Source organism: Azospirillum sp. TSH100 (genome assembly GCF_004923295.1).
Classification (GTDB): domain Bacteria; phylum Pseudomonadota; class Alphaproteobacteria; order Azospirillales; family Azospirillaceae; genus Azospirillum.
The window spans coordinates 381,918-395,567 of sequence record NZ_CP039639.1 but is presented as its reverse complement, the minus strand read 5'-3'; the positions used below and the strand labels follow the sequence as shown (position 1 = coordinate 395,567).

The following is a 13,650-nucleotide window of genomic DNA, read 5'->3' as shown; positions in this document are numbered from 1 at the left end:
AAGGAGAGTCCGAATGGTATCGGTTACCCCCGGTTCCCAGTCCAGCATCAACACCGACGCGCTCGGCGTGACGGACATCCAGGGGGGCACGGTCACCGTCGCCACGCCCAACCAGATCGTCGTCAGCTTTTCCGACAACCGGTTCACCGATTTCCGTGGCAATTTCACCTACGACCCCACCGGCACAACTCTGACCGGCGGTACAATCAGCAGCGTCACCAACGGAGCCAACGGCGTTGGCGACGTCACGGTGGGGGATTTGAGCCTGCCGATCGCGACGGTGCTGGGCTGGGCCAGCAGCGGCACCGATCCGGAGGCGATCCGCCTCGCGCTGATGGGGGGCAACGACATTCTGCTGGGGTCGGACAGCAATGACACGTTGCGCGGTTATGCCGGTGACGACACCATCAAGGGTGGTGCCGGTGACGACCTGCTGGACGGCGGCAGCGGCGTCAACCTGATCGACGGGGGCGACGGAATTGACACGGTCGTCCGCGGCGCCACGCGGGCCGACAGCGGTGCGGTCAAATACGACGGCGAGATCTATGTGATCGACGCCGGCGGCTATGACCGGCTGACCAACGTCGAGTTCATCCAGTACAGCGACCAGACGGTGGCCGGAGCCTCCGCCCCCGTGTTCGACGGGCTGTCCTACCTTGCGGCCAATCCGGACCTCGCCGCCGTCTACGGCACGGACAGCGAGGCCGCCTTCGACCATTACCGGTCCTTCGGATGGAGCGAGGGGCGGACGCTGACCTTCAACGCCGCCGGCTATCTGGCCGACAATCCGGACCTCGCCGCCGCCTTCGGCACCAACACGGCCGACGCCACCCGCCATTACATCGAGACCGGCCGGAACGAGAATCGGCGGTTCGATTTCGATGCGGAGGCCTATCTGGCTGCCAACCCTGACCTGATCCAGGTCTTCGGCAATGATCCGACCGCGGCCGCGCTCCACTACGCCACCATCGGCCGGAACGAGGGGCGGAGCCTGGGCTTCGATGCGCAGGCCTATCTGGCGCGCTACCCGGACCTGCAGGCCGCCTTCGGCAGCGATCTCCAGGCGGCGACCGCCCATTATGTCGCGGAGGGCTATGAGGAGGGCCGAAGCGCTGCACCGCTGGCTCACAGCACTGGTGCCGCATTCGCCGTGGACGATGCGGTGCAGCGGAATGCGACGCTGACCATCGCCTGACGGAAGGCTGGCTGAAACACAAGCGGGCGGAGGATCATCCCCTCCGCCCGCTTTTCATATCAGCCTCGCGATGGCGGTCAGTCGTGCTGGTAGATGTCGACGTCCTTGGTTTCACGAACGAACAGCAGGCCGATCACCAGGGTCGCCGCGGCGATGACGATCGGGTACCAGAGGCCGGAATAAATGTCGCCGGTGGCGGCCACGATGGCGAAGGAGGTGGTCGGCAGGAAGCCGCCAAACCAGCCGTTGCCGATGTGGTAGGGCAGCGACATCGAGGTATAGCGGATGCGGGTCGGGAACATCTCCACCAGCATCGCGGCGATCGGGCCGTAGACCATGGTCACATAGATGACCAGCACCGTCAGCAGGGCGATGACCATCACCGTGTCGATGCGGGCCGGATCGGCCTTGGCTGGATAGTTGGCGGCCTTCAGCGCATCACCCAACCCCTTGTCGAAGGCCGCACCGGCGGCCTTTGCGTCGGTCGGGGTGGCGGCGGTGGCCGGGCCGTGGCTCAGCGACACGGTGGTGTTGGTCTGCGGCAGGGCGGAATAGCTGGGGATGACCGTGCTGCCGACCTTGATCGACGCCACGGTGCCTGCCGGCGCCGCTTCGTTGGTGTAGGGGATGCCGCGCTTCACCAGGGCGCTCTTGGCGATGTCGCAGGAACTGGTGAACTGGCTGGTGCCGACCGGGTTGAACTGGAACGAGCATTCGTTCGGATCGGCGACCACCACCACCGGCGAGGTGGCGATGGCTTCCTCGAGCGCCGGGTTGGCGTAGTGGGTGATGCCCTTGAACAGCGGGAAGTAGGTCAGGCAGGCAAGCAGCAGCCCGGCCATGATGATCGGCTTGCGGCCGATCCGGTCGGCAAGCGTGCCGAAGATCACGAAGAAGGGCGTACCGATCAGCAGGGCCGCGGCGATCATCAGGTTGGCCGCCTGGGCATCGACCTTCAGCGTCTGGGTCAGGAAGAACAGGGCATAGAACTGGCCAGTGTACCAGACCACCGCCTGACCGGCAACCAGACCGAACAGCGCAAGCAGGACGATCTTCAGATTCTTCCACTCACCGAAGGATTCGGTCAGCGGCGCCTTTGAATGCTTGCCTTCCTCCTTCATTTTCTTGAAGGCGGGCGATTCGTTCAGCATCAGCCGGATCCAGACCGAAATGCCGAGCAGAACGATGGAGATCAGGAATGGGATGCGCCAGCCCCAGGCGTTGAAATCCTCCGGCGACATGGCGACACGGCAGCCCAGGATGACCAGCAGCGAGAGGAACAGGCCCAGCGTCGCGGTGGTCTGGATCCAGGAGGTGTAGTTGCCGCGGCGGCCGTGCGGCGCATGTTCGGCGACATAGGTGGCGGCACCGCCATACTCGCCGCCCAGCGCCAGCCCCTGCAACAGGCGCAGGCCAATCAGGATGATCGGGGCGGCGATGCCGATGGAGGCATAGTTGGGCAGGATGCCGACGATGAAGGTCGACAGGCCCATGATCAGGATGGTGACCAGGAAAGTGTATTTGCGGCCGATCATGTCGCCGAGACGGCCGAAGACCAGGGCGCCGAACGGGCGGACCGCGAAACCGGCGGCAAACGCCATCAGCGCGAAGATGAAGGCCGCGGTCGGGTTGACGCCGGAGAAGAACTGTGCGGCGATGACCGCGCTGAGTGATCCGTAGAGATAGAAGTCATACCATTCGAAGACGGTCCCGAGCGAGGATGCGAAGATGACTTTCTTCTCCTCGCCGGTCATCGGTCGGACGGCGTCCGATGTCGAAGCCGCATAGGCCATGGTCTTCACCCTCCCAAGTGAATAAGCCATAACTATGGTTGGTTTTTCACGAGCGGTGCATGTCGGTCAGCTGATTCGATGACCGAGCCCACGTCTTGGTTATGTCACGGATAGTTGTGTGCACGAACCTTGTGCGTCACCCCCGACCATGGTCGGGGGTCACCGGGTTGGAGGTATAGGGTTACAATACTTTTTTGCGCGCTTCACGGCATTGGTTGGTCGTTGCCGGAAGAAGCATCACTGACAAAGTCACTGAAAAACCGGTGCATACAGCAGTCCGCCCTGGGTCCAGGGCCGATTCAGGCCGCGCTCGAGCTTGAAGGGCGATCGGTTGCCGAGGTTACGCTCAAAGATTTCGCCGTAATTGCCGACCTGCACCACTGCCTGATAGGCCCAGTCCGGACGCAGGCCGGCCTTTGCCGCAACGTCCGGCATGCCCGACAGCAGGCGGCGCATCTCGCTGCTCCCGGTGATGCGCTGGAAATTCGCATTGGCGCCGGACACCCCGGCGTCGTCGGTCAGGAACAGGGCGAACATGGTCCAGCGGACTGCCGCCATCCAATTGCGGTCGCCGTTCGGCGTCAGTGGGGCCAGCGGTTCGCGCGAGGTCAGCGGTGACGGCATGTCGGTGATCTCCAACGCGTCCTGCGGCGTGTCCAGCATATGCAGGGCCGTGGTCAGCAGCGCGCGGTCCGCACTGACCGCGGCACAGTCGCGGCTGAGAAAGGCCTCCAGCGTGTCGGGCCAACCGGGGAAACTGCGCAGCTTCCAAGGCCGCTTGCCGCCGGCGATCAGGGTTTCCAGTTCGGCCTGGGTGGTGGTGCCGGCCGGCACGCAGACCGTCAGCTCTCCGTCCAGCGCCGATCGGCCATCGGGTTGCCGCCATGCGGCAATTCCCTGCACGTCGTAGAAGATTGGCGGCCCGAAATCGACGGCATAGGTGGCGTCGCGCGTCAGCGTCCAGGACGTCTGGGCAAAGGAGACGTCGACCTCGCCAGCAGCGACGGCGGCGAATTCCTGCGGCTTGGACAGCCGGCGGATTTCGATGGCGTCGGCCTTGCCCAGCACGGCGGCGGCGAGAGCCCGGCACAGATCGACCATGAAGCCGACCGGCCGTCCGCCGTCATCGTTGGCGGCGAAACCGGGGTTGAAGGACACGCCGCAGCGCACGACGCCGCGCCGCTCGATCTCCGCCAGCACCGGGCGCTCGCCCCGGTCACCACCTGGGCTGCTGCCTGGATTGCCGTTGCGGGCGGTGGATGTCTCCGGCAGTGCCGCGGCGTTTCCGGCCGACGGCAACGTATGAAGCGCCAGCAGCAGGCCGACCGCGACGGCAACAGGCTTCAGCCCCATCCTTCTCCCCTTATCCGACGGCTGCGCTATGATACGCTGCCGGCGCCGTCACGCAAACGATGCGCGGAAGAGGAAATCGGGAAGCGGGAACGGGAATGGCGGGCGACAGCAGGTCGGGGGCTGACGGATCGGAACCGGATAAGACGCCGGGCAAGGCCGCGGGCAAAAACGGTGTGGTCAGGATCGGCGTCGGTGCGCGGCTGTTCGGTGCGCTCGCTTTCAACGGGCTGGTCGCCTTCCTGATCGGCCTTGGCGCCTACATCGCCTTCGACGGGCTGCATGCCGGCATCACCAAGGTCACATCGGAACAGTTCCCCGCCGTCGTCGCCTCCGCCAAGCTGGAGCGCCAGCACCAGCGGATCATGCGGACCCTGGAACAATTGGCCCTATCGCAGGAAAATTTCGGACGCGAAACGATTAAGCAGGGCTTGGCCGACCAGCTGGACGGCTATGACCGGCTGCTGGCGGAGATGGTCTCGTCCGACGGCCGGCAGGCGCAGCGGATCGCCGGCCTGAAGTTGCAGCGCGATGAGATCCTGCGGCTGCGCGACGCCATCGACCGCGGCGTGACCGCTCGTATCACGGCACGCCGGGCCCTCGCCGAGCGTGAACGCGATGTGCGGCGGATGGCCGATGCCCTGGCGGAACCCGCCCTGCGCGGGGTGGAGGATGCCGGCGTGCAGCGCTGGCTGGCGATGGCGGAGCGGTTGCTGTTCCTGATCGCCTCGGTCCATCAGGCGGAGAACAGCTTCGCCCTTACCCGCTTGGCCGACAGTGCCGCGGCGCAGCTGGCGGCGTTGGACGGGTCCCTGCCGGCGGTGGAGGTGTCGGACCGGCTCGCCCGGCTGGCCGAAGGGATGCGGTCGGTGGTCGAGGGCGACCGCTCCGTCTTCCGCCAGCGGCAGGCCGAGTTGCAGGCGTCGGAGATGCTGAACGGGCTCGTCGACCGGGCCAATCAGGTGTCGTTGATCAACACCGGGTTCAACACCGGCATTTTCGTCGAGCAGACCAAGGCGGCGGAGGAAAGCCGCCAGCAGGTCATCGAGGTCTCGACCACCTATACCCGGCTGTTCTTCGCCTCGGTCGGCGTGGTGGTGCTGGGGATGGTGCTGTCGGTGCTGTATGTCCGGCGCAAGGTGTTGGCCCGTTTGTGGGCGGTCAGCGAGGCGATCCGCGACCGCACCGGCGGCGGCCGGGCCGAAGTGCCGGTGACCGGTGCCGACGAAATCGGCCAGCTTGCCCGCGCGCTGCGCTTCTACATCCAGGAAACCGAGGACAAGAGCGAGGCGCTGCGCCGCAACGAACAATGGCTGCGCACGGTGCTGGAGGTCGCCCCGGTTCCGCTGGTGATTTCCGGCCGCGCCGACGGCCAGATCCGCTTCGTCAACCGCCGTGCCGCCGACCTGTTCGAGGTCAACGAGGCCGGCGAGCTGCTGGGCCGTCCCGCCGCCAGCGTCTGGTCCGTCCCGCAGGTGCGCGACGAATTCGTCCGCGATGTCTTCACCAGCGGCCTTGCCCTCGATGTCGAGACGGAACTGGTGACCCGCACCGGCCGCCGGTTGTGGGGTCTGTTGTCCGGCATCGCCTTCGAGTTCCAGGGGGAGGAGGTGCTGCTCAGCTCGGTCGTCGACATTACCCGCCGCCGCGAGGCGGAGGAGCTGTTGCGCCGGACCCAGGCCTTCCTGGACGCGGTGATCGACAATGTGCCGAGTGTGCTTTACGTGCTGGACGGCGACAGCGGCCGCGTCCTGCTGTGGAACCGGGCGGCGGAGGACTGCTTCGGCACCCGTCGCGCCGAGATCGGGGACCGTACCCTGGCCGAGGTGCTGGGACCGGAGACCGGGCGGGCACTTGCCGGCGGCGATCCCGGTTCGATGCGCTCGCTGGGAGTGGAGGAGCTGGTGCTTCCGCGCAATGGCGAGAACACGGTATTCGCCTTGCAGCGCCATCCCTTCGAGTGGTCGGGCGACGGACGTTGCCGCATCATCTGCGTCGCCAACGACATCACCGCTTCGCGCCGGGCGAGGGAGGAACTGCGGCAGGCCAAGGAGCGGGCGGAACGCGCCGACGCCGCCAAGACCGAGTTTCTCGCCACCGTCAGCCATGAGATGCGCACGCCGCTGAACGGCATCCTCGGCCTGTGCCGGCTGCTGCTGACCGGGCAGCTGCATGCCGGGGAGCGGCGTTACGCCATGTCGATCATGCGCTGTGGCCACGGGCTGCTCGATCAGGTCAACGACATCCTCGATCTGCGCAAGATCGAGGACGGCAAGCTGGACCTCGACCCTGCGCCCTGCGCCCTGCTGCCGGTGCTGGAGGAGGTCGTTGCGACGGTGGAAGGACTGGCGAACGAGAAGGGGATCGACCTCGACCTCGATATCGCGCCGCAGGTGCCGGATCAGGTGGTGGTCGACCGCCAGCGGCTGCGCCAGATTCTGGTGAATCTCGTCGGCAACGCGGTGAAGTTCACCGAACGCGGCGGGGTGGATCTGCGTGTCGATATCGAACCGGTGCCGGAACGTTCCGGTGCCGGAGAAATGCTGCGTATGGCTGTCCGCGACACCGGCATCGGCGTGCCGGCCGACCGCCGCGCCGCCATCTTCGAAAAGCTGGAGCAGGCCGATCCGAGCATCGCCCGGCGCTTCGGCGGCAGCGGGCTGGGACTGGCCATCGTCCGCCATCTGCTGGACGCCATGCAAGGCAGCATCCGCGTCGACAGCGCGGAAGGGCTGGGCAGCGTCTTCACCGTCACCATTCCGTTGCAACGGGTTGTCGAGCCGGCGCTTCCCGCCCGCCCCGGCCGTCTGCTGCCGATCAGTCGGGTGAGGTCATTGGCCCTTCTGCTGGTGGAGGACGATGCCATCAACCGGGAGGTGGCGCTGGGCCTGCTGTCCGACGCCGGCCACCGCATCACCGTGGCGGAAACCGGCGAAAAGGCGCTGGAATTGGCAACCCGGCGGCGCTTCGACGCCATCCTGCTGGACATCCGCCTGCCCGACATCGACGGACCGGAGGTGGCGCGCCGCATCCGCGCCCTGGAGGATGCCGATCGCGCGGCGGTGCCGATCGTCGCGGTGACCGCCAACGTCTTCGCCGCCGACCGCGCCCGCTACATCGCCGCCGGCATCGACGCGGTGATCGAGAAGCCGATCTTCCCCGAACGCCTGATGCACCTGTTGTCAAATGCCGTCGCGGCACGGTCCGATGATGAGGAGGAGGTTGACACGGGCACGATTGCGGTTGGACCGCCGGCCCGCCCGGCGGTGGTGGAGGATGATGTGAATGAGGAGATATTGGAGCGCTACATCCGCTCCCTGGGTCCGGCACGCTTCGCCACCATCCGTGGCCTGCTGCTGGATTCAGCCCAGGAGGGTCTGCCCCGCCTGATCGCCGCCGACACCCCAGATGCCGAGATCGAGGACATTGCCCACCGGCTTGCCGGTGCGGCCAGCCATTTCGGCCTGACCGCCTTCGTCGGCCTGATGCGTGCGGTCGAGGACGGCATGCGCGAGGGCCGCCGGGGCGAGGCGCAGCAACTGGCTGCCACCGCCGAGTCCGCCTTCAGCCGCGGCCTTGCGGCGATGGACGCGGTGCGCGGGGTGCTGGAGGGGGTTTGAGGCGGGGGAAGTCCCCGCCTCATGCCGATTGGTTCACGCCCCCTTGGCGGCGCGATAGGCTTCCATCAACTGGCGGCCGGCGGCCAGGATACCCTCGCGGTCGCCTTTCTTGACCAGGGTTTCATCGACCAGCTTGCCACCGGCGCCGACGCAGGCGACACCGGCCGCGACATAGGACGCCACGGTGGTGGCATCGATGCCGCCGGTCGGGACAAAGCGGACGCCGGGGAACACCGACTTCAGCGCCTTGATGTGCGCCGGGCCGACGGTGGAGGCGGGGAAGATCTTGATGGCATCGGCACCGGCGGAGATGGCGGCATGCACCTCGGTCGGGGTCAGAGCGCCCATCAGGCAGGCAACGCCATGGTCGCGGCAGGCGGCGGCGACCTTCGGCACTACGCAGGGTGATACCACGTATTTGGCGCCGGCCTTGACCACGTCGGCGACCGCCGCCGGGGTCAGGACGGTGCCGGCGCCGATCAGGGCACCACCCTCCGCCGACAGCTCCTCGATCAGGCCGACAGCGCCGGGGGTGGTCATGGTGATCTCGAAGGTGCCGTAACCGGCTTCGCGCAGCCAGGTCACGGCGGTGCGGGCCAGATCGGCGGAGCTGTTGCGGATGACCGGAACGACGCCATAAGCGACAAGCTGGTCCAGGATTTCGACAGGGGTCTGGGATGTGGACATCAGGATTCCTCGGAGGTCTTCTGGGTGACGGTTGATCTGGAAGAAGAAGCCGGCCGTTCCGGCACGCGGTGGTGCCCGGCCAGGACGGCCTTGATGCGGGCGAGACGGCGGTCGAGGCCGGGTGGGGACTGCAGGCCGACGGCGACGGTCAGCACGTCGATCAGCGCCAGCTGCGCCAGGCGCGAGGCCATCGGTGTGTGGACGGCGGTGTCCTCGTCCACATCGACGGTCAAACGGATGTCAGCGCGCTCGGCCAGGGGAGTCGCCGACGCGGTGATGGCGATCACCGTCGCCCCGCCGTCGCGGGCGATGGCGGCGACGTCGAAGATCTCGTCACTGGTGCCGGTCTTGGAGATCGCCAGCAGCGCGTCGCCGGGACCGAGAGTCGCCGCCGCCATCGCCTGGAGATGGGCGTCGGTGCTGGCGGTGACCTGCGGCAGCAGGCGGAACAGCTTGTGATGGGCGTCCAGCGCCACGGTTCCCGACGCGCCGACGCCGACGATCTGTACCCGCCGCGCCCGCGCCAACACCCCGGCGGCCTTTTCAAGCGCCATGCTGTCGAGCCGGCTGCGCAGGCGGACCAGCGCATCGATCGAGCGGTTCAGCACCTTTTCCGCCGCGCTGGCGACGCTGTCCCCGGGAGAGAGGTCGCGTACCAGCGGGGTCGGACGTTCGCCGACCTCCTCCCTGACGGCGGACGCCGCTAGATGCTGGGCCAGTGCGATCTTGAATTCCTGAAAGCCGCCGAAGCCGGCGGAGCGGCAGAAGCGCAGAACGGAGGGTTCGCTGACTCCTGCCTTGCCGGCAAGCTGCGCCAGGCTGTCACGCACCGCGGCACCCGGATCGGCCAGCACGCTGCGCGCCACCGCGGCTTCCGCGCGGCGCAGGCTGTCGAGGGAGGAGGCAATGGTGTCCAGCATGGGGGTCAGCATGGCTGCCGAGAGACGGTTGTAGTTTTACTACAGATATACCGGTCTGTCGACCTGCCTGTGAAGCAACGCTACAATTCGTTCGCGCACCCCTTCACTTTTTGGACGCGTGTGAACGGGATGCCCCGCCGAGGGGCGACAGGCCGCGATGATGGTCATGGGGTGGAAGAAAATGAAAAGCCCCTCTCCATCAGGAGAGGGGCTTTTTGGGTGGGTCAGGCCGACCGCACCTGACTGAGGAAGCGGTCGATCTGTTGTTGGAGGCGACCGGTTTGGGTCGAAACCTCCTGGGCGACCGACAGCACCTCCTGCGCCGACTGGCCGGTCTGGCCGGCGGCGGTGCGGACCTGACCGATGTTCTGGGAAGCCTGGGCGGTGCCGCCTGCCGCCTGCTGGACGTTGCGGGCGATTTCCGAGGTGGCGGCCCCCTGCTCTTCCACCGCCGCGGCGATGCTTGCGGCGATGTCGTTCAACCGGCCGATGGTCTGGCCGATGCTGCGGATGGCGTTCACCGCTTCCCCGGTCACCTGCTGCATGGCGCCGATCTGTCCGGCGATCTGGTCGGTTGCCTTTGCCGTCTGGCTGGCCAACTGCTTGACCTCCTGCGCCACCACGGCGAAGCCCTTGCCGGCCTCTCCGGCGCGGGCCGCCTCGATCGTCGCGTTCAGCGCCAGCAGATTGGTCTGTCCGGCGATGTCGGAGATGAGGTCCAGCACGGCGCCGATGCGGCTGGCCGCCTCGTTCAGTTCACGCATCGTGCCGTCGGTGCGCTCGGCCTCGCCGGCGGCCTTGGCGGCGATGGTCGCCGATTCCGTCACCTGCCGGGCGATCTCGCTGATCGACTGCGACAGCTCATGCGCAGCGGAGGCAGCACCGTCGACGTTGACCGACGCGGTTTCCGCAGCCTCGGCGGCATTGCCGGCCTGACGGGAGGTGTCGTCAGCGGTCGCCACCATCCCGGCGGCGGTCTGGTGCATCTGGGTGGCGGCGGCGGAGACCGTCTCCACCACGCTCTTCACGCCGTTCTCGAATTGGTCGGCCAGCGACAGCATGGTCTGACGCCGTTCGCCGGCGGCCCGCTGACGCTCGGCCTCGGCGGCGGCGCGGCTGGTCTCCACCTCGCGAGCGGTGTCGCGGAAGATCAGCAGCGCGGCCCCCATCTCCGCGATCTCGTCCTGACCGTTCAGCGCGATCTCGGCATCCAGGTCGCCGGCGGCGATACGGCCCATGCCGGTCTTGAGCGTCATCATCCGGCGGATGACGATCCGTCCGATATAGAGCCAGACCACCAGGATCGAGACCAGGATGCTGACCCCTGCGACGGCGATCTGCGTCAGGCGGCTGTTGTCCAGCATGCGGCTGGTGGCAGCGCTGGCGTCGGCGATGCTACCCTTCTGGCCGTCGACCATGATGGCGATACCCTTGGCCAGCGTGGTGGTCAGGGCGTGGTTGCTCTCCAGCAGCTGGATGAAATAGCCCTCGATCGCCAGTTCCTTCTGGCGCAGTGTGACCAGGGAATTTTCGCCGGTGGCAAAGCCGGTCAGAAGTTCCGCCTGTTTGGTCGCGACGGCGGCCAGACGTTCGGGCAGCCCCTGAGCGCCGTTGCTGAGGCCGGCGAGAGACACGCCGACCCGGGTCTCGATGATCGCCAGACGCTGATCGTCCCGGGTGGTCGCCGCTTCCATCAGCATGTTGCGGATGTTGGCGGCCTCGGTCGTGACGGAGATCAGCGGCTTCTTCTGCGTCATCACCCGGGTCAGGGTGCCCGCCGCTTCGCGCATCGCGGCGGCATCCACATCCGGCTCCGCAAGGGCCGAACGGGCCTGCTCCTCGTCATTGTTCAGGACGGAGTTCCAGGGGGCGGCGAACTTCTGGATTTCCGCTTCGGCCGCCATCACCTTCGGCATGGTCGACGTGCGTTCGGCGGCCAGTGCCACCCGTTCGGCCGCCGCCTGATCGAGTTGCGTGAGGTTGTCGAGCAACCCCTTGGACGCCTCTTCGATAGCGGTGAGCTGCGCTCCGGCGGAGCCGCTGGCCCTCAGCCGGGTCAGGCGGGCGTTGAATTCTTCCTTCGCGGCGGCGATGCGTGCCGAGACCGACTCGCGCGCGGCGGCGGTGTCGGCAGAGGTCAGTGCCGGGGCGAGCGCGACCAGCCGTTCGGCCTGCTGCGCCACCGCCATGCCTTCGGTCATCGCTGGAACCGCTTCACCGACGATGGCGTCAATGGTGGTGCGCACGTTCGCATAGCCGATCAACGCCACCGCAGCGGCCACCAGCGTGCCGGACAGCACAACGCCGATTGCGATCATCAGCTTGGCACGCAGGCCGGAATACCACGCTCTGCCTCTGGCAGGCGCACCCTGACGCATCATGGTCTGGCTATCCTTCGACATCCCGTCCTCCCCCCCGGTGCTCGGACACCGGCTCTCCACAGGTCATTGCGGTGGGCCATTCCAGCTCTCGCCGCACCATCGTTTCAGTACGTCTCATCCTGCACCGGCATCGCCGGTGTCACGGGAAAGGAACAATTGAAAATAATTTGCCCGTTCCACGACTAGGAAAGCGCCAAAATCGCTAAGAAAGAAATAAGGAGAATCCACGATTCTTCCGTGACGCAATGGGAAAGCTGCGGCGCCGAAATGGACGACCGGTCATGACCTATACCGATTTCACGAAAGGCGCGCATGCTCAGGCACCCTCAAGTCGGAATGATGATGTGGGTCCACTGTCGTCATATATAAATCTGGTGATATAACAGTTTTACTCACAACCGACGGACGCAGTGGCTTGGTGTGCCGGCCGATCGGCAAAAAAAAGCCGGCCTTTCTGAAAGGCCGGCTCGTCCAGTTGGAGGCAAGGCGGCTTCGCCGCCACGTCAGGCAAGCGCTTCGCGCGGGCCGAAGAACTCATGCACGATGGCAGACTCCGGGAGGCCCAGTGCGGTCAGTGCCTTGACGACCGCTGCCATGAAGGGCTTCGGACCGACGACATAGGCGGCGACACCCGGCTCCTTCGGCAACAGCTTGCCCAGCCGCTCCTCGTCCAGCAGACCAATCATGTGAGGCTTGTCGCCGGGCTGCGGGTCGGCATAGCAGTAGACCGGCTTCAGCGTGTCATGCAGGGCGGCCAACTGGTCGATCTGCCGGCGGAAGGCATGGACCGAGCCGTTGAGCGCTGCATGGACGTAAATCACCTCGCGGCCGGCGGCGAGCGCCTGTTCGGCCAGCGGCAAAGCGGGAGTCTGGCCGACACCGCCGGTGATCAGCAGCAGCGGACCGGCGCCCTCGCGCAGGATGAACTCGCCGGCCGGCGGATAGACCTCGATCTCGTCGCCGACCTGCGCACGGTCATGCAGGAAGCCGGAGACCAGCCCCTGCTTCTCGCGCTTCACCGAAATGCGATAGTCCTTGCCGTTGGGCGAGGCTGACAGGCTGTAGTTGCGGTGGACGGTCTCGCGGTCGATGGTTAGGCGCAGGCCGAGATACTGGCCGGGATGGAAATCCATCACCTTGCCGCCATCGACCGGCGCCAGCCGGAAAGAGGTGATGACCGCGCTTTCCGGCGTCTTCTCGACGATGCGGAAACGGCGGGCGCCACGCCAGCCGCCGGTCAGCGCCGCCTTGCGGGCATATTCCTTCTCTTCCGCCGCGATCAGCAGCTCGGCCAGCTGCCAATAGGCCGCACCCCAGGCGTCGGCGACCTCCGCCGTCACCGCGTCGCCCAGCACCTTGCCGATCGCCTCCATCAGGCATGTGCCGACGATCTTGTACTGATCGGGGGTGATGTTCAGCGAGACGTGCTTCTGCACGATGCCTTCGACCGCCGGGCCCAGAACCTCCAGCCGGTCGATGTTGGAGGCATAGGCGATGATGGCGTTTGCCAACGCCTCCGGCTGGGCGCTGCTGCGCTGATGGCTCTGATTGAAGACGGCGCGCACCTCGGGGAAGCGGTCGAACATCAGGGGATAGAAGGTGCCGGTGATCCGGTTGGCGTTGGCGGCAACGACGGGAGCGGTCGCCTTGATGACGGCGATCTGGGCAGGCGTGAGCATGGGTGGGGGCAATCCTTTTGCGCGT

The 13,650-nt window shown here is 66.6% G+C and carries 8 protein-coding genes; 2 read left to right on the top strand and 6 right to left on the bottom strand.

What is annotated here, in order from left to right:
• Positions 1-13 precede the first annotated feature (13 nt).
• A complete protein-coding gene (locus E6C72_RS29725) occupies positions 14-1,195 on the top strand; it encodes a calcium-binding protein (protein WP_136700871.1) in 1,182 nt (393 codons plus the stop codon).
• 77 nt (positions 1,196-1,272) lie between these two features.
• Here the strand turns inward: E6C72_RS29725 and E6C72_RS29720 are convergent, their stop codons facing one another.
• Together E6C72_RS29720 and E6C72_RS29715 are read right to left on the bottom strand one after the other, a co-directional pair.
• On the bottom strand, positions 1,273-2,988 hold the full coding sequence (locus tag E6C72_RS29720) for an MFS transporter (RefSeq protein WP_109865125.1): 1,716 nt from the start codon (positions 2,986-2,988) through the stop codon (positions 1,273-1,275).
• Positions 2,989-3,237: 249 nt separating this feature from the next.
• Positions 3,238-4,341 (bottom strand): amino acid ABC transporter substrate-binding protein, encoded by a 1,104-nt coding sequence (locus E6C72_RS29715; protein ID WP_109865126.1) that lies wholly within the window; start codon positions 4,339-4,341, stop codon positions 3,238-3,240.
• A gap of 95 nt (positions 4,342-4,436) precedes the next feature.
• Between E6C72_RS29715 and E6C72_RS29710 the strand changes: the two genes are divergently transcribed.
• A complete protein-coding gene (locus E6C72_RS29710; RefSeq protein WP_109865127.1) occupies positions 4,437-7,958 on the top strand; it encodes an ATP-binding protein in 3,522 nt (1,173 codons plus the stop codon).
• Positions 7,959-7,991: 33 nt separating this feature from the next.
• On the opposite strand, the gene E6C72_RS29705 is transcribed toward E6C72_RS29710, so the two are convergent.
• The 4 genes from E6C72_RS29705 to hmpA form a co-directional block, all read right to left on the bottom strand.
• A complete protein-coding gene (locus E6C72_RS29705; RefSeq protein WP_109865128.1) occupies positions 7,992-8,645 on the bottom strand; it encodes a bifunctional 4-hydroxy-2-oxoglutarate aldolase/2-dehydro-3-deoxy-phosphogluconate aldolase in 654 nt (217 codons plus the stop codon).
• Positions 8,645-9,565, bottom strand: coding sequence for a MurR/RpiR family transcriptional regulator (locus E6C72_RS29700; protein WP_109865188.1), 921 nt, complete (start codon positions 9,563-9,565; stop codon positions 8,645-8,647). The genes E6C72_RS29705 and E6C72_RS29700 overlap by 1 nt, the downstream gene beginning before the upstream one ends.
• A gap of 224 nt (positions 9,566-9,789) precedes the next feature.
• Positions 9,790-11,967 carry a methyl-accepting chemotaxis protein gene (locus E6C72_RS29695; protein WP_247876129.1) on the bottom strand — a complete coding sequence of 726 codons (2,178 nt, stop codon included), beginning with the start codon at positions 11,965-11,967 and terminating at the stop codon, positions 9,790-9,792.
• 482 nt (positions 11,968-12,449) lie between these two features.
• Positions 12,450-13,625, bottom strand: a complete 1,176-nt coding sequence (hmpA, locus tag E6C72_RS29690) for an NO-inducible flavohemoprotein (RefSeq protein ID WP_109865130.1) — start codon at positions 13,623-13,625, stop codon at positions 12,450-12,452.
• Positions 13,626-13,650 lie beyond the last annotated feature (25 nt).

Bases quoted from the DNA above. Each gene is read 5' to 3' on its own strand.
- E6C72_RS29725 (WP_136700871.1), top strand. From the start codon at position 14: ATGGTATCGGTTACCCCCGGTTCCCAGTCCAGCATCAACACCGACGCG.
- E6C72_RS29720 (WP_109865125.1), bottom strand. From the start codon at position 2,988: ATGGCCTATGCGGCTTCGACATCGGACGCCGTCCGACCGATGACCGGC.
- E6C72_RS29715 (WP_109865126.1), bottom strand. From the start codon at position 4,341: ATGGGGCTGAAGCCTGTTGCCGTCGCGGTCGGCCTGCTGCTGGCGCTT.
- E6C72_RS29710 (WP_109865127.1), top strand. From the start codon at position 4,437: ATGGCGGGCGACAGCAGGTCGGGGGCTGACGGATCGGAACCGGATAAG.
- E6C72_RS29705 (WP_109865128.1), bottom strand. From the start codon at position 8,645: ATGTCCACATCCCAGACCCCTGTCGAAATCCTGGACCAGCTTGTCGCT.
- E6C72_RS29700 (WP_109865188.1), bottom strand. From the start codon at position 9,565: ATGCTGGACACCATTGCCTCCTCCCTCGACAGCCTGCGCCGCGCGGAA.
- E6C72_RS29695 (WP_247876129.1), bottom strand. From the start codon at position 11,967: ATGTCGAAGGATAGCCAGACCATGATGCGTCAGGGTGCGCCTGCCAGA.
- hmpA (WP_109865130.1), bottom strand. From the start codon at position 13,625: ATGCTCACGCCTGCCCAGATCGCCGTCATCAAGGCGACCGCTCCCGTC.